Here is a 15,723-nt window from a genome sequence, read left to right as displayed (position 1 = left end):
GTGAACGATAACGCGTGCTTACCGGATAATCGCGGTGTTATCGAGTCCATCGCTGGCAAGCCAGCTCCTACAAGGGTGTTTCAAAGCCCCGGAGTATAAACAGGCTTAAAGCTCCCACGCGACTTTCAACCCTTCGTAAATCGCTTCTTCGGCGGTACGCGGCGCCAGGCAGTCGCCGATTCGGCGAAATTCCACCAGGCCTTGCAACTCTGCACCCAGGGTATCCACCGGTTGATGGCCCTGGCACAGCACCAGCGTGTCGATATTTTCCAGCAACATCGGCTCGCCGCTGGCGGTGTGTTGCAGGTAGACCGTGTTGTCGTCGCAGCCGTACAACCGGGCGTAGGGGATGATGGGAATGGCGAGCTTGTGCAGCTCGCCAGCCAGTTGATCGCGCACGTACAGTGGCAGGTTCTCCCCGCAATGGGTGCCATTGACCGCCAGTTGCACCTGATGCCCGGCCCGGGTCAGGCGCTCGGCAATGCCGGGGCCGATCCAGTCGCAGCGCCAGTCGACCACCACCACGGAACGGCCGATCTGCACCTCGTCGCGCAGCACTTGCCAGGCGTCCACCACCTGCAATTCACCGCCGCGTTCGAAGAGCGGCCAATAGGGCTCGGCACCGGTGGCGACGATCACCATGTCCGGTTTTTCCTGCTCCACCAGGGCGCGGTCGACCCGGGTATTGCGCACCACACGCACCCCGGCCAGTTCCATTTCCCGCTGCAGGTTGGTGCTGGCGCCGCCGAACTCGCTGCGCCGTGGCAGCAATTGCGCCAGCAACACCTGGCCACCCAGTTGCGAACTGGCCTCGTACAATGTCACGTCATGCCCGCGCTGGGCCGCGACGGCGGCGGCCTTCATGCCAGCCGGGCCACCGCCGGCGATCATGATGCGTTTGCGTTTTGCAGTTGGTTGGCGCTGACCAAAAGTCAGTTCACGGCCGGTTTCCGGGTGCTGGATGCAGGAGATCGGCAAGCCCTTGTGGAAGTGCCCGATGCACGCCTGATTGCAGGCAATGCAGGCGCGCACATCTTCGACGTGGCCGGTGTCGGTCTTGTTGGGCATCTGCGGGTCACAGATCAGCGCCCGGGTCATGCCGCACACATCGGCCTGACCCCGGGCCAGAATCAACTCGGCCTCCTGGGGCTGGTTGATGCGCCCGGTGACGAACAAGGGAATGTTCAAGCCAGCCTTGAAGGTGCCGGCCTCCTTGGCCAGGTACGCCGCTTCGATCGCCATCGGCGGCACGATGTGCACCGCACCACCGAGCGATGCCGAGGTGCCGGCGACGATGTGCACGTAATCCAGCTGCCCTTGCAGCGATTGTACGGCGGTCAATGATTCGTCTTCGGTCAGCCCTTCAGGATCGCGCTCATCGGCGGAGATGCGCAGCCCGATGATGAATTGCTCATCAGTCGCCGCGCGCACGGCGGCAATGACTTCGCGCAGGAAACGCAAACGCTGTTCCAGCTCACCGTTGTAGCCATCGGTACGGCGGTTGACCCGCGGGTTGATGAATTGCGCCGGCAGGTAACCGTGACTGGCGACCACTTCCACGCCATCGATGCCGGCCTGGTGCAGGCGTCGGGCAGCAGCGGCATAACCGGCGACGATCTCGTCGATCATCGCCTGGTCCAGCGCCCGTGGCATCACCCGGAAACGCTCGTTGGGCACCGCCGACGCCGAGTAGGCCACCGCCAGCAGGCCATCGCTGGACTCCATGATTTCCCGCCCCGGATGGAACACTTGCGACAGCACCACCGTGCCATGGGCATGGCAGGTTTGCGCGAGTTTGCGGTAGCCCTCGATGCATTCATCGTCGGTGGCCATCAGCACATGGGAGGTGTAGCGCGCACTGTCATGCACCCCGGCCACTTGCAGCACGATCAGCCCGGCACCGCCTTCGGCACGCGCCTTGTGATAGGCAATCAGTTGCTCGTTGACCAGGTTGTCGGTGGGCATCGAGGTGTCGTGACCGCTGGACATGATGCGGTTTTTCAGGCGCTTGCCACGGATCTGCAAGGGTTCGAACAGGTGCGCGAAGGCAGGGGACGGGCTCGGCATGGTGCGGTTACTCCGGCGGCTGACCTGTAGGAGCAAGCTTGCTCGCGATGGACGTTAACGATGACGCGTGTTGTCTGGATAAACGCGTCGCCCTCAGGTCCATCGCGAGCAAGCTCGCTCCTACAGAGGCATCAGGTTTTCGTTGTTGTTGTTTGGTCTATAGAAATTTACCTTCAGTAAAAAATCAACTTGTTTTTTTACTGGGCCTTGAGTAGTTTCGTTTCGAGCCCGCTCCTGGGGCGACCCTCACCAACAATAAAAAAGGGCCATGCCGACCTGCAGTCGCCTGGCACCTGCACGAGGAACCACTGATGAAATCGAATACGCTCAAGCACGGTTTTTATCCCTTGGCGTTGACCTTGGCCATGGGCCTGGGCAGCGCACAGGCAGCATCGGAGATGGTGGTGGTCGGTTACGGCGGCGCCGGACAAAAAGCCCAGGACGTGGCGTTCTTCCAGCCTTTTGCCGCCGTGGATCAAAGCAAGGTGATCCAGAGTGAATACAACGGCGAGATGGCTAAAATCAAAGTCATGGTCGACACCGGCAACGTCGACTGGGACGTGGTGCAGATCGAAGGCCCGGACCTGATGCGCGGTTGCGAGGAAGGCATGTACGAGCGGCTGGACTGGACCCGTCTAGGCCACGCCGACCAGTTGATCCCCGAGGCGGCGCAGGAATGCGGTTCCGCCGCGCTGGTGTGGAGCGTGGCCATTGCCTACGACACCGACAAACTGGCCCAGGCCCCGACCTCGTGGGCAGACTTCTGGGACGTGAAGAAAACCCCCGGCAAGCGTGGGCTGCGCAAACGTGCGGTGTACAATCTTGAATTCGCCTTGCTGGCGGACGGGGTCAAGGTCGATGACGTCTACAAGGTGCTTGGCACCCCGCAGGGCGTGGACCGGGCATTCGCCAAACTCACTGAGCTCAAGCCATACATCCAGTGGTGGGAGGCGGGCGCGCAACCGCCGCAATGGCTGACCGCCGGCGATGTGGTGATGACCTCGACCTACAGCGGGCGCATTGCCGACGCCGCGCAGAAAGGCAGCCACCTGGGTCTGGTCTGGCCCGGCAGCCTGTACGGCATGGACTACTGGGCGATCATCAAGGGCTCCCGGCACGTCGACCAGGCCAAGCGCTTCATCGCCTTCGCCAACCAGCCGGATGCCCAGGTGAAATACGTCGAGCAGATCCCCTACGGCCCGACCAACATCCAGGCCGCCGCGAGGCTCGATGACAAACTGGCGCAGTGGGTGCCCACGGCGCCGCAGAACCTCAAGGGCGCGTTGTCGATGAACGTCGAATTCTGGGTCGACCATGGCGAAGAACTGGAAGAGCGCTTCAACGCCTGGGCCAGCAAATAAGTCGTGAGGATGGCTGGACGTGTCGAAGCGTCCAGTCTTACTGTCTGCCCAGCCGAACTGCCTGGAGAACCCGCCCGATGAACAACATCGCCACACCCCTGACCGCTCCTGAGCGCAGCGCTACCGAACAGCGCCTGCGCGAAGAACTGGCGGCCTGTTATCGCCTGATTGCGCATTTTCGCATGACCGACCTGATCTTCACCCACATCTCGGTGCGTATTCCGGGACCTGAGCATCACTTCCTGATCAATCCCTACGGGCTGATGTTCGACGAAATCACCGCGTCCAACCTGGTCAAGATCGACCTCGATGGCCGCGCCGTCGAGCCGTCGCCGTACCCGGTGAACCCGGCCGGGTTCGTGATCCACAGCGCCATTCACGGCGCCCGGGAAGATGCGCAGTGCGTGCTGCACACCCACACCAAGTCCGGTTGTGCGGTGGCGGCGCTCAAGTGCGGGTTGTTGCCGGTGAACCAGATTTCCATGGAGTTCTACGGCCGCGTTGCCTACCACGACTACGAAGGCGTGGCGCTGGACATGAGTGAGCAGCAACGGTTGGTGGCGGACATGGGCGACAAGCCGGTATTGATGCTGCGTAACCATGGCCTGCTGACCGTGGGCGAAACCGTCAGCCAGGCATTTTTGCGCATGTATTACCTGGAAAAGGCTTGCGAAATCCAGCTGGCGGCGCAGGCGGCTGGCGAGGTGGTGTTGCCGCCGGCAGAGGTTTGTGCGCATACCGAGCGGCAGTTCAATGATCCGGGGCGGCCGCTTGAGGAGGGGGAGTTGAGCGATCCGGATGCGATGCAATTGGCTTGGGCGGCGTTGTTGAGGTTGCTGGAGCGGGTGGCGCCGGGTTATCGGGATTGATCTGAATGCTCGGTTGTACGGGCTGGCCTCATCGCTGGCAAGCCAGCTCCTACAGGGGTAATGGGTGTACGCAGAATCCGTGACCAACGCGTAACCTGTAGGAGCTGGCTTGCCAGCGATGGCGGCGGACCTGCCAACTTCACAACCCTGGCCTGGCGCCAAGGCACGCGTGTTTCAACCCTTGATTGTCTTGCGGCAACGAAAATGTAGCGGTCAGTGGTTTCCCGCCTGTTTTCGCCGGGGCCAACGAAAGTTTCAGCGGCTGTCCGCGCGAAGCATCACTCAGCCAATACTCCAGCTCTGGCGCTGGAATGTCCGTACTGATCGAAAACACGTTACCCACCTGGAAAGCCCCGCCAGCGGTCCAGCTGCCGGAAACCCGATGCTCGACGCTGGGCCGTGTTCCCGTCGTAATCTCCAGGGGCCCACTGGCGCTGGCATCGGGACCTTCCAAGGGATCGCTGTCAAAACCCAGGGATGCCGGTGCGATCTGCAGGGTCAAACGGGCTGTTTGGGAACAACTGATCTGCAACGTGGCATTGACGCGATAATCCCCATAGGCACTGTCCCCGAAGGTCCGTGCGGTGAGCAGGGCATTCCCGGCGTAGGGTTGTTCCAGCAACCACACCGGGTGCACCGGTTGGATCACCTCGATCCCGGCAGCGGCGAAGGGTGACAGGCACAGGGCAGCCAATGCGGTATTGCGAAGTGAGCAAATCATGAAGGTGTATTAAATGGCGAGGCGGACGGTGAGGGTAATACGCAATCTAATGTAGGAGCCAGGCTTGCCTGCGAAGAACGATTACACGATGTGGCAGCCAAACCGCCTCTTGCTGTACAGTCGTTCAACGATGGACAAACCAGGAGCGTCGCCCATGAACCAGGAAGCCCGTTTTTCTCGCATGGAACCGGAGTTGCGCAAAGCCAACCTGATCGAGGCGACGCTGGTGTGCCTCAAGCGCCATGGCTTCCAGGGCGCGTCGATCCGCAAGATTTCCGCCGAGGCGGGTGTGTCGGTGGGGCTGATCAGCCATCACTATTCGGGCAAGGACGAACTGGTGGCTGAGGCCTACATGGCGATCACCGGGCGCGTCATGACCCTGCTGCGCGATGCCATGGAGCAAGCGGCCCCCAATGCCCGCGAGCGCCTGTCGGCGTTTTTCCGCGGTTCGTTCTCCGCCGAATTGCTCGACCCGCAGCTGATCGACGCCTGGCTCGCCTTCTGGGGCGCGGTGAAAACCGCCGAGGCGATCAATCAGGCCCACGATCATTCCTATGGCGAGTACCGCGCGATCCTGGGCAAGGTGCTCAGGGAATTGGCGCAGGAGGAGGGCTGGGAGAATTTCGATGCCGACCTGGCCGCGATCAGCCTCAGCGCACTGCTCGATGGCCTGTGGCTGGAGTCCGGGCTCAACCCCGGGACCTTTACCCCCGAGCAGGGCATGCAGATTTGCGAGGCCTGGGTCGATGGTTTGCAGGCCGGCGGCCGCCAGCGTTTTTGCGTGCAGACGAGCAGCTGTTGATCACCCGTTCAGCAGTGGCTACTCTCTGCCGCTGATGCAGTCCCCCTAATAAGAAACAAGCAGGACACCCAGCAATGACTCCTCGGGTACTGATCGTCGATGACGATCCGCTGATTCGCGAACTGTTGCACGCCTACCTGTCCCAGGAAGGCTACGACGTGCATTGCGCCGCCACGGCGGAACTGGCCGAAACCTTCCTGGCCAACCAGGCGGTCGACCTGGTCATGCTCGATATCCGCCTGCCGGGCAAGGACGGCCTGACCCTGACCCGCGAACTGCGGGTGCGCTCGGAAGTCGGGATCATCCTGATCACCGGGCGCAACGACGAAATTGACCGCATCGTCGGCCTCGAATGCGGCGCTGACGACTACGTGATCAAGCCCCTCAACCCGCGGGAACTGGTGTCCCGGGCAAAAAACCTGATTCGCCGGGTCCGCCATGCGCAAACGCCACAGCCGGTCGCCGCCGTCGCCAAACCGGTCAAGCAGTTCGCCGGCTGGGCGCTGGACACCGACCGTCGGCGCCTGATCGACCCGGCCGGCTGCGAGACCTTGCTGACCCACGGCGAATACCAGTTGCTCAGCGTGTTCTTGCGCAACAGCGGCCACACCCTCAGCCGCGACCAGTTGATGGACCAGATCCGCAACCGCGAATGGGTGCCCAACGACCGCTCGATCGACGTGCTGGTCGGGCGCCTGCGCCGCAAGTTGCACGACGATCCCGCCGAACCGCAGCTGATCATCACCATTCATGGCGCCGGGTACCTGTTCACTGCCAGCCTGGCGGCGTGACGGCAGTGAGGCGCTGGCTCTGGGTAGTGCTGGTGTTGTCGGCGGGCACGGTGCAGGCCGCGGAAAAAATCCGCTACTGCGATTACCCGGTGTATCCGCCGATTTCCTGGAGCGACGGCAAGCAGGTCCGCGGTCTGGCGCCGAGCGTGGTCAAGCAGTTGTTCAGCCAGCTCGGCTACGAGGTCGAGGTTGTGGTGTTGGGCAACTGGAAGCGCTGCCTGCTGGACGCCGCCGAAGGCCGGGTTGATGTGGTGCTGGCCTACAGCACCACGCAACGGGAACAGAGCATGCTGTTTTCCAGCGTACCGGTGCTGCGCGAAGAGGTGGCGCTGTTCATCAATCGCCAGCATCCGGTGAAGTTCGAACACTTGCAGGACCTGTCCCATTACCGTGGCGGCCTGCTGTTCGGTGAAAGCTACGGCTTGGCGTTCGATCGCATGGTCGCGCAGCACAACAACATCGAATGGGTCGCCAGCAGCCGGCAGAACTTCGGCAAGCTGATTCGCGGGCGCATCGATTTCATCACCCAGGAGCGCCGCACCGGCGAGCTGTACGTGGAAAACCTGCCCGGCGCCGAGGACATCGTCGCCTTGCCCAAGGCCCTGAGCGTGGACTACCTGCGGGTCGCCGTTTCCCGCCGCTCGCCACTGGCCGCACAGATGCCGCAGATCGATGCGCAGTTGCAGCGCATGGTCGATGCCGGTGATGTCGAGCGCCTGCTCAATGAAAGCGAAGTCACCTACCGCGACATGATCAACCTGCCGGCGGACGCGCAATGATTCGCGCGCGTCCCGGCGGACTGTTGCGGCGCCTGCTGCTGTTCATTCTGCTGTTCAGCCTGTGTTTTACCGTGCTGGCCAGCAGCGTGCAGCTGTACATCGAGTATCGCCGGGAAATGCGCGAGATCGACTCGCGCATGGAGCTGATCCGCGCCGGCTACCTGGCCAGCCTGGAGCGCAGCCTCTGGGATCTGGACGAGGAGCAGTTGAAGGTGCAGTTGCGCGGTCTGGTGGATTTCTCCGACGTCGCCAGGGTGCATTTGACCGGTGCCGATTTCGACCTGGTGCAAGGCAACCCCGCGCCTGCAGGGCCGTTGCGTATCGAGCGTTTTGCCCTGGATTACCAACCGCCTTCCGGCCCGTTGCGTCATCTCGGCGAACTGCAGGTCAGCACCGATTTGGGGGCGGTGTATCAACGCCTGTACGCCACCGGCCTGACCAACCTGTTGTGGATGGCGGTGTTTTTCTGCGGACTGGCGGTGGCACTGTCGGGCCTGTTCTATCGGCTGGTGACCCGCCACCTGAAAGTCATGGCCGAATTTGCCCGGCGCATTGCCGCCGGGCAATGGCACGAGCCGTTGCGCCTGGACAAGCGGCGCAGCGCGCAGAACGACGAGATCGACACCGTGGCCCATGCCCTCGACGACATGCGCAGGGCGATCCTCAGTGACATCGACCGCCGGGAAACCGACCGCCTGGCCCTGCAGGACAACCGCGATGAATTGCTACGAATGGTCGAGCGCCGCACCGCCAGCCTGATGCGCGCCAAGGACGAAGCCGAAGCGGCCAACCTCGCCAAATCGCGGTTCCTGGCGACCATGAGCCACGAGTTGCGCACGCCGCTCAACGGCATCCTGGGCATGGCCGAATTACTCCGTGGTGCCCGTCTCGACCCGCAGGACGGTAAGCGCCTGGATGCGCTGCACAAGGCTGGCGAGGGGCTGCTGACCATCCTCAACGAAGTGCTGTATTTCGCCAAGCTGGAGGAGGGGACCAGCCTGCCTGAACCGGTGAATTTCTCCATTCGCCAATTGCTCGACGAAGTCCTCACGTTGCTCGAACCCAAGGCGCTGGACAACGACACGGTCCTCAATTGCCGGGTCGATCAGCAGGTCGCCGAGCATCACCACGGCGCCGAGCAATACTTGCGGCAAGTGTTGAGCAACCTGTTGGCCAACGCGATCAAGTTCACTGAAGGCGGCGACGTCAGTGTCGAAGTGGCGTTGCTTGCGCCCGGACAACGTTTGCGGGTGAGTGTCACGGACAATGGCATTGGCATTGCCCCGGCGATGCAGGCGAAGATTTTCGAACGCTTCACCCAGGCCAGCGAAGAAGTCGCCCAGCGTTATGGCGGTACTGGATTGGGCCTGGCCATCTGTAAACATCTGGTTGAAAAGATCGGCGGTTGCATCGGCGTCAGCAGCGAAGTCGGGCGCGGCAGTTGTTTCTGGTTCGAAGTGACGCTGCAGCCGGCGATCGCTGCTGTGAGCCCAGCGCCGACCCAGATGGCGGGCCCGGCGCTGGACATCCTGGTGGTCGAGGACGTGGCGCTCAACCGCGAAGTCGCCGAGGGCCTGCTGCGACGGGACGGGCATGGGGTCTGGCTGGCCATCGATGCTGAACAGGCTTTGGTGCAATGCGCGGCGCGGACGTTCGACCTGATTTTGCTGGATGTGCACCTGCCGGGGATGAGTGGCGTCCAGTTGTGCCAACAGATCCGTAGCGACGACGGACCGAACCGGCAAACACGTATCTTTGCCCTGACCGCCAGCGTGCAACCGGCGCTGGTGCGCGGTTACCTGGATGCCGGCATGGATGGCATCCTGGCCAAACCCTTGAAGCTGGAAAACCTGCGACAGGTGCTGGCGGGGCAGGCCACTCCCGCCCCGTCGCCGGTAGACGATGAAGCGATGGACTGGCCCTTGCTGCAAACCCATCGCACCTTGCTCGGCGATCAGAAAGTACAGGGCCTGCTGGCCGTGCTGCGCGATTCGATCCTGCAACACCGTGAGGCACTGGGCGAAGCCATCGAAGCCGACGATTGCACCGAAGTTGCACAGCTTGCCCACCGTTTGGCCGGCAGCAGCGATTCCCTGGGGTTTCGGGCATTGGCCTCGGTATTACGCACATTGGAAGAGGCGGCGCTGGGCAATGATGAACCGACGATTCGAGCGATGGTGCCCGCCGTCGAAGTACAACTGCAACGTTCACTGCATACCCTCAAAGGCCTGTTGCAGAGCTGACGTACATTTTTGTTACGACTTTCTACAACTTCGATTTTTACGTACAACGCGACCTTACATGGCTTTCCAATAATCGACGCAACCGCCGCAGCGCGGTCTTCGAAGCTTATTGGAGATAATAATAATGAATTGCCGTAAAGCTCCTTCCTCCCTGCGCCGTGACGAGCTGTCATGCGCTGTCCGTGCCACCGACTCGAGGTGCCGGGCATGAGCGAATCCACTGATCGTAAAGGCATCCAACTGACCCGTGCCCTGAAAAGCCGGCACATTTTCATGCTGTCCCTGGGCGGCGTGATCGGCACCGGGCTGTTCATGGGTTCCGGGGTGACCATCAACCAGGGCGGGCCGGTGGGGGCGATCCTGGCGTACCTGGTTGCCGGTTTCCTGATGTACCTGGTGATGGTCTGCCTGGGCGAACTGTCGGTGCAGATGCCGGTGTCCGGTTCGTTCCAGACCCACGCCACCAAATTCATCGGCCCGGCCACCGGCTTCATGATCGGCTGGGTGTACTGGATGAGCTGGGCCACCACCGTGGGCCTGGAATTCACCGCCGCCGGGATGCTGATGACCCGCTGGTTCCCGGCGGTGCCGATCTGGTACTGGTCGGCGCTGTTCGTGGTGGTGCTGTTCGGTATCAATGCCCTGGCGACCCGTGCCTTCGGTGAAGCGGAATACTGGTTCTCCGGGATCAAGGTCGCGGCGATTCTCGGATTCATCGTGGTCGGCGTGCTGGTGATCTTCGGTGTGATGCCGCTGAGCAGTGGCGCACCGGCGCCGATGGCAACCAATCTGATCGGCGATTCGCTGTTCCCCAACGGCCTGTCTGCGGTGTTCGCGGTGATGATGACCGTGGTCTACGCCTTCCAGGGCTGCGAGATCATGGGTGTGGCGGCGGGTGAAACCGATCAGCCGGAAAAAAGCATTCCCCGTGCAGTGCGCAACGTGGTGTTCCGTGTACTGATCTTTTACGTGCTGGCTATTATCGTCTTGTCGGCGATCGTGCCGTGGCAGCAGGCGGGGCTGATGGAAAGCCCATTCGTGCAGGTGTTCGACATGGTCGGCATTCCCTACGCCGCCGACCTGATGAACTTCGTGATCCTCACGGCGATCCTGTCGGTGGGCAACTCCGGCCTGTATGCCTCGACGCGCATCCTGTGGGCCATGTCGAAAACCGGCATGGCACCGAAAAGTCTTTCGCCACTAAGCAAGCGCGGCGTGCCGTTGCGCGCCTTGAGCATCACCCTGTGCTTTGCGCTGGTGTCGCTGATGACCAGTTTCGTCGCCGCCGACACCTTGTTCATGGTGCTGATGGCGGTGAGCGGGATGTCGGGCACCGTGACCTGGATTGTCATCGCACTGGCGCAGTACAAGTTCCGCAAGGCCTACCTGCGTGACGGCGGCCAACTCAGCGACCTGAAGTACCGCGCACCGTGGTTCCCGGTATTGCCGCTGATGTGCATCACGCTGTGCTGCTCGCTGTTCGTGTTCCTGGCACTGGATGAAACCCAGCGCCCGTCGCTGTATTGGGGCTTTGGATTCATTGCGCTGTGTTATGGCGCGTACTTCCTGATCCATCGCAAGCGCGGGGCGGTGCTGGCGCCGAGCCTGCCGACTGTTTAATTCCTTCTATCACACACATTCCCTGTGGGAGCGGGCTTGCTCGCGAAAGCGCTGTGTCAGTCACCAATAATGTTGACTGACAGGGCCTCTTCGCGAGCAAGCCCGCTCCCACATTGGTTTTGTGGTGGGCAATAGATCTGCGTCCTGTCGCCAGTTGTTCGAAGTTGTAACAGCAGCAGAGGCGCATCCCTCGAAATCTGAAAAAAAACTAATGAAACCAATGTGTTATTGAATATTCGAGCGTGTTACAGCCCATTTCTCCACCGATTGCCGCCTTACTGAACACTCGTTTAGTATGGCCTCAAGTCGCATCACCTCAGACCAATCACAATAATTCGAGGACTCGCATGACTACTCATGATTCGCTGCTCAGTCAGGTCGAAGCCGGCGTCGCCTGGATCACCCTCAATCGCACCGCCCAGCGCAATGCGCTGGACATTCCGACCTTGAAAAACCTGCACGCCTTGCTCGACACCTTCAACGCCAATCCGGCGGTGCGCGTGGTGGTCTTGACCGGCAGCGGTCGCAGCTTCTGCGCCGGCGCCGACCTGGCGGAATGGGCCGAAGCCGAAGCCCGTGGCGCCCTTGAAACCTACGGCTGGACCGAAACCGCCCACGCCCTGATGACCCGCCTGCACCGCCTGGAAAAACCGACCATCGCCGCGATCAACGGCACCGCCGTCGGCGCCGGGATGGACCTGACCCTGTGCTGCGACCTGCGCATCGCCGGGCAATCGGCTCGGTTCAAGGCCGGCTACACCAGCATGGCGTACTCGCCGGACGCCGGCGCCAGTTGGCACCTGCCACGGCTGATCGGCACCGAGCAAGCCAAGCGCTTGCTGTTCCTCGACGAATTGTGGGGCGCCGACCGCGCCCTGGCCGCCGGGCTGGTCGGCGAAGTCTGCGCCGACGAGCAGCTGCTGAGCGTCACTGGCGAACTCGCCGCACGCCTGGCCGTCGGGCCGACCTTTGCTTTCGCCCAGACCAAAAAGCTCATGCGCGAAGGCGCCGAGCGCAACTTGCCCGAGCAACTGCAAGCGGAACTGGCCGCCGGCCTGCTTTGTGGGCGCAGTGAAGACGGCAACGAAGCCCTGCGCGCCGCCACGGAAAAACGCCCGGCACGTTTTATCGGTCGCTAAATCTCGGCAAACCTCTCATTGCACACGAACAACAGGTAGCAGCATGAATTTCCAACTGACCCAAGAACAAGAAATGTTGGTGGACTCGGTACGCAGCTTCGTCGAGAAGGAACTGCTGCCCTATGAAACCGAGGTCGACCGCGCCGACGAAGTCTCCCCGCAGCTGGCCGCGCAGATCCGCGGCAAGGCGATCGCCGCCGGTTTCTATGCTTTCAACATGCCGGAGGAGGTGGGCGGTGGTGGCCTGGACTACCTGTCCCAGGCACTGATCGAGCGTGAGCTGTCCAAGGTCTCCTGGGCACTGCACGTTTTCGTTGCGCGGCCGTCGAAAATCCTCATGGCCTGCACCGGCGAGCAGATCAACGACTACCTGTTGCCGTGCATCCAGGGCGAGAAAATCGACTGCTTCGCCCTGACCGAACCGGGCGCGGGCTCCGACGCCAACGCGATCAAGACCCGCGCCGTGCGTGAGGGCGACGACTTCGTGCTCAACGGCAGCAAGCACTTCATCAGCCACGCCGGCCACGCCGATTTCGCCATCGTCTTCGCCGTCACTGACACTTACGAACACAACGGCCGCAAGCGCAACGCCGTGACCTCGTTCCTGGTCGACCGCAACACCCCGGGCATGACCATCCGCCGGGGTCCCAAGTGCGTGAGCAACCGCGGTTACCACACCTTCGAAATGTTCTTCGACGACTGCCGCGTTCCGGCCAATAAAGTGCTGGGCGAAGTCGGCAAGGGTTGGGACGTGGCCAACGCCTGGCTCACCGCCGGCCGGGTCATGGTCGCCGCCAACTGCGTGGGCCAGGCGCAACGGGCACTGGACGTGTCGCTGCAATGGGCGGCGGATCGCAAACAGTTCGGCCAGGCCATCGGCAACTTCCAGGGCGTGTCGTTCAAGCTGGCCGACATGGCCACGCAGATTCGCGCTGCCGAGCTGCTGACCCTGCACACCGCCTGGAAAATGGACCAGGGCACCATGACCGACGGCGAGGCCGGCATGGCCAAGCTGTTCGCCAGTGAAGTGCTCGGTCGCGCGGCCGACGAGGCGGTGCAGATTTTTGGCGGCATGGGCCTGATGGACGAAAGTCCGGTGGAACGCATCTGGCGTAACGCGCGGATCGAGCGGGTCTGGGAAGGCACCTCGGAAATCCAGCGGCACATCATTTCCCGCGAACTGCTGCGGCCGCTGCTGCGCTGATCGGCCCGGAGAATTCCCATGTCCCAGACCATTCGTGACAACCTCAAGCGCATGCTCGCGCCCCGCCATGTGGCCTTTGTCGGCGGCCGCAGCATGGCCCGCGCCCTCAAGCGCTGCGCCGAGGGCGGCTACCCAGGACAGATGTGGCTGGTCAACCCGCAGCACGACAGCCTCGAAGGCGTGCCGTGCGTGCGCAGCGTTGCCGACCTGCCGTGCGGGCCCGACGCGGTGTTCATTGCGACCAACCGTGACCTGACCCTGACCTGCGTCGCGGAGCTTGCCGCCATCGGCACCGGCGGCGCGATCTGCTACGCCTCGGGTTTCGCCGAGACCGGCGCCGAAGGCCAGGCCCTGCAACAGCAATTGCTCGAAGCCGCGGGCGACATGGCCTTGCTCGGCCCCAACTGCTACGGCCTGCTCGACTACCTGCACAGCAGCGCGCTGTGGCCGGTGGCCCATGGCGGCAAAGCGGTGGAGAAGGGCGTGGCGGTGCTGACCCAGAGCGGCAACTTCGCCTACAACCTGTCCATGAGCGACCGCTCGCTGCCGGTTGCCTATATGGCCTCGGTGGGCAACCAGGCGCAACTGGGCGTGGCCGAACTGATGGACGTGCTGCTCGACGAGCCGCGTGTCACCGCCATCGGCCTGCACCTGGAAGGCCTGAAGAACGTCCCGGGATTCGCCCGCGCCGCGCACAAGGCGCTGGAGAAGGGCATCCCGATCATCGCACTGAAAACCGGCGTGTCGCAGATCGGCGCTGAACTGGCCCTGAGTCACACCAGTTCGCTGTCCGGTTCAGATGCGTTGTACGACGCGCTGTTCGATCGCCTCGGGGTGATTCGCGTCAGCGGCCCGGTGAGCTTCGTCGAAACCCTGAAAGCGGCGGCCTGCGGCAACTTGCCGGCGGGCAACAGCCTGATCGCGCTGGCCTGTTCCGGTGGCGATGCTGGTTTGATCGCCGACTACGCGGAACGCAATGAACTGGCTTTGCCCAAGCTCGATGCCGGGCAAGTCGGCGAACTGGCCGAGGTGCTGCCCAGCTACGCCAACCTGGTCAACCCGCTGGATTTCACCACGGCGATCTGGGGCGACGGCGAGGCGCTGAACCGCATGCTCGACAGCGCCCTGCGCACCGAAGCCGATGCGGCGATGCTGGTGCTCGACTATCCGGCGGAGTTTACCGGCGAGCGCAAGGAGTGCGACCTGCTGCTGGACCTGTACTGCAAGGCGCTGGTGCGGCATGGCAAGACCGGATTCGTCACCTCGGCATTCCCGGAACTGTTGCCGGCCCACGCCCGCGAGCAGTTGCATGCCCAAGGTGTGGCGGCATTGCAAGGCGTGGAAGACGGCTTGGCTGCCTGGGGCCGCATCGCCGGTTATCAGCGCAACCGCCAGGCGTTGCTGGCGCTGGGCGAATCGGCCCTCGTGCCACTCTGCCCGCAAGCGCTGGAAGGCGAAGGACAGCTGCTCAATGAGTGGGACTCGAAACAGGCGTTGCGTGCGTTCGGTCTACCGACACCCAATGGTGTATTGAGCAACCCGGACAACGCGCTGAACGATGCCCAGGCACTGGGTTATCCGCTGGTATTGAAAGCCGTGAGTGCACAGTTGCCGCACAAGACTGAAGCCGGCGCCGTGGCCCTGAACCTCGAGGACAGCGCCGCCCTGAGCGCTGCCCTGGACAACATGCGGGCGAACATTGCCGCGTACGCGCCGGGCGTGCCCTTCGATCAAGTGCTGCTGGAGCCGATGGCCAAGCCACCGCTGGCCGAACTGATCGTCGGCATCAAGCGCGAAAACGATTTTGGCCTGGCGCTGGTGATTGGCGCGGGCGGGATTCTGGTGGAGTTGCTCAAGGACAGTCGCAGCCTGTTGCTGCCGACCACCGACGGCGCGATTCGCCAGGCCTTGCTGAGCCTGCGCAGCGCCCCGTTGCTGCAAGGTTTTCGCGGGCGCGAAGTGGCGGACCTGGACGCACTGGTGGCGGCGATCCGCGCCGTGGCCGACTACGCCTGCGAAAACGCCGCGCAGTTGCTGGAACTCGATGTGAACCCATTGTTGGTCGGCGCCCATGGCACGACCGCGGTCGATGCGTTGATTCGCATCGCTCATGCGTGAGGACCTGAA

Annotated in this window: 12 protein-coding genes; 10 read left to right on the top strand and 2 right to left on the bottom strand. The window is 62.8% G+C overall.

Features of this window, described 5'->3' with window-relative positions; all coding sequences use genetic code 11:
• Window positions 1-105 precede the first annotated feature (105 nt).
• Window positions 106-2,067: an FAD-dependent oxidoreductase gene (locus NPS56_RS17525; protein WP_274075756.1), complete on the bottom strand. Its 1,962-nt coding sequence runs from the start codon at window positions 2,065-2,067 to the stop codon at window positions 106-108.
• 311 nt (window positions 2,068-2,378) lie between these two features.
• Between NPS56_RS17525 and NPS56_RS17520 the strand changes: the two genes are divergently transcribed.
• Together NPS56_RS17520 and NPS56_RS17515 are read left to right on the top strand one after the other, a co-directional pair.
• The gene (locus NPS56_RS17520) at window positions 2,379-3,428 is read left to right on the top strand and encodes an ABC transporter substrate-binding protein (RefSeq protein WP_274075755.1); all 1,050 of its coding nucleotides are present in this window, start codon (window positions 2,379-2,381) and stop codon (window positions 3,426-3,428) included.
• A 77-nt stretch (window positions 3,429-3,505) separates the two neighbouring features.
• Window positions 3,506-4,297, top strand: a complete 792-nt coding sequence (locus tag NPS56_RS17515; protein ID WP_274075754.1) for a class II aldolase/adducin family protein — start codon at window positions 3,506-3,508, stop codon at window positions 4,295-4,297.
• Between the two features lie 139 nt (window positions 4,298-4,436).
• On the opposite strand, the gene NPS56_RS17510 is transcribed toward NPS56_RS17515, so the two are convergent.
• The gene (locus NPS56_RS17510) at window positions 4,437-5,018 is read right to left on the bottom strand and encodes a hypothetical protein (protein WP_274075753.1); all 582 of its coding nucleotides are present in this window, start codon (window positions 5,016-5,018) and stop codon (window positions 4,437-4,439) included.
• A 154-nt stretch (window positions 5,019-5,172) separates the two neighbouring features.
• Between NPS56_RS17510 and NPS56_RS17505 the strand changes: the two genes are divergently transcribed.
• The 8 genes from NPS56_RS17505 to NPS56_RS17470 all read left to right on the top strand — a co-directional run bounded on the left by NPS56_RS17505 (window position 5,173) and on the right by NPS56_RS17470 (window position 15,714).
• A complete protein-coding gene (locus NPS56_RS17505) occupies window positions 5,173-5,820 on the top strand; it encodes a TetR family transcriptional regulator C-terminal domain-containing protein (protein WP_274075752.1) in 648 nt (215 codons plus the stop codon).
• A gap of 74 nt (window positions 5,821-5,894) precedes the next feature.
• Complete coding sequence (locus NPS56_RS17500) at window positions 5,895-6,611, top strand: response regulator (protein WP_274075751.1); 717 nt, start codon at window positions 5,895-5,897, stop codon at window positions 6,609-6,611.
• A 5-nt stretch (window positions 6,612-6,616) separates the two neighbouring features.
• Window positions 6,617-7,390, top strand: a complete 774-nt coding sequence (locus NPS56_RS17495; protein WP_274075750.1) for a substrate-binding periplasmic protein — start codon at window positions 6,617-6,619, stop codon at window positions 7,388-7,390.
• A complete protein-coding gene (locus NPS56_RS17490) occupies window positions 7,387-9,633 on the top strand; it encodes an ATP-binding protein (protein ID WP_274075749.1) in 2,247 nt (748 codons plus the stop codon). The genes NPS56_RS17495 and NPS56_RS17490 overlap by 4 nt, the downstream gene beginning before the upstream one ends.
• A gap of 207 nt (window positions 9,634-9,840) precedes the next feature.
• Window positions 9,841-11,253: an amino acid permease gene (locus tag NPS56_RS17485; RefSeq protein WP_274075748.1), complete on the top strand. Its 1,413-nt coding sequence runs from the start codon at window positions 9,841-9,843 to the stop codon at window positions 11,251-11,253.
• Window positions 11,254-11,600: 347 nt separating this feature from the next.
• On the top strand, window positions 11,601-12,392 hold the full coding sequence (locus tag NPS56_RS17480) for an enoyl-CoA hydratase/isomerase family protein (RefSeq protein WP_274075747.1): 792 nt from the start codon (window positions 11,601-11,603) through the stop codon (window positions 12,390-12,392).
• 43 nt (window positions 12,393-12,435) lie between these two features.
• Entirely contained in the window at window positions 12,436-13,596 is a 1,161-nt protein-coding gene (locus tag NPS56_RS17475; RefSeq protein WP_274075746.1) for an acyl-CoA dehydrogenase family protein, read from the top strand.
• Between the two features lie 18 nt (window positions 13,597-13,614).
• A complete protein-coding gene (locus NPS56_RS17470) occupies window positions 13,615-15,714 on the top strand; it encodes an acetate--CoA ligase family protein (RefSeq protein WP_274075745.1) in 2,100 nt (699 codons plus the stop codon).
• Window positions 15,715-15,723: the final 9 nt, after the last annotated feature.

Source organism: Pseudomonas putida, from assembly GCF_028682635.1.
Classification (GTDB): Bacteria; Pseudomonadota; Gammaproteobacteria; order Pseudomonadales; family Pseudomonadaceae; genus Aquipseudomonas; species Aquipseudomonas putida_AE.
This window is presented reverse-complemented; position numbering and strand designations above follow the sequence as displayed.

Excerpts from the sequence above, each read along its gene's own strand:
- NPS56_RS17525 (WP_274075756.1), bottom strand. The coding sequence starts at position 2,067 with ATGCCGAGCCCGTCCCCTGCCTTCGCGCACCTGTTCGAACCCTTGCAG.
- NPS56_RS17520 (WP_274075755.1), top strand. The coding sequence starts at position 2,379 with ATGAAATCGAATACGCTCAAGCACGGTTTTTATCCCTTGGCGTTGACC.
- NPS56_RS17515 (WP_274075754.1), top strand. The coding sequence starts at position 3,506 with ATGAACAACATCGCCACACCCCTGACCGCTCCTGAGCGCAGCGCTACC.
- NPS56_RS17510 (WP_274075753.1), bottom strand. The coding sequence starts at position 5,018 with ATGATTTGCTCACTTCGCAATACCGCATTGGCTGCCCTGTGCCTGTCA.
- NPS56_RS17505 (WP_274075752.1), top strand. The coding sequence starts at position 5,173 with ATGAACCAGGAAGCCCGTTTTTCTCGCATGGAACCGGAGTTGCGCAAA.
- NPS56_RS17500 (WP_274075751.1), top strand. The coding sequence starts at position 5,895 with ATGACTCCTCGGGTACTGATCGTCGATGACGATCCGCTGATTCGCGAA.
- NPS56_RS17490 (WP_274075749.1), top strand. The coding sequence starts at position 7,387 with ATGATTCGCGCGCGTCCCGGCGGACTGTTGCGGCGCCTGCTGCTGTTC.
- NPS56_RS17485 (WP_274075748.1), top strand. The coding sequence starts at position 9,841 with ATGAGCGAATCCACTGATCGTAAAGGCATCCAACTGACCCGTGCCCTG.
- NPS56_RS17480 (WP_274075747.1), top strand. The coding sequence starts at position 11,601 with ATGACTACTCATGATTCGCTGCTCAGTCAGGTCGAAGCCGGCGTCGCC.
- NPS56_RS17475 (WP_274075746.1), top strand. The coding sequence starts at position 12,436 with ATGAATTTCCAACTGACCCAAGAACAAGAAATGTTGGTGGACTCGGTA.
- NPS56_RS17470 (WP_274075745.1), top strand. The coding sequence starts at position 13,615 with ATGTCCCAGACCATTCGTGACAACCTCAAGCGCATGCTCGCGCCCCGC.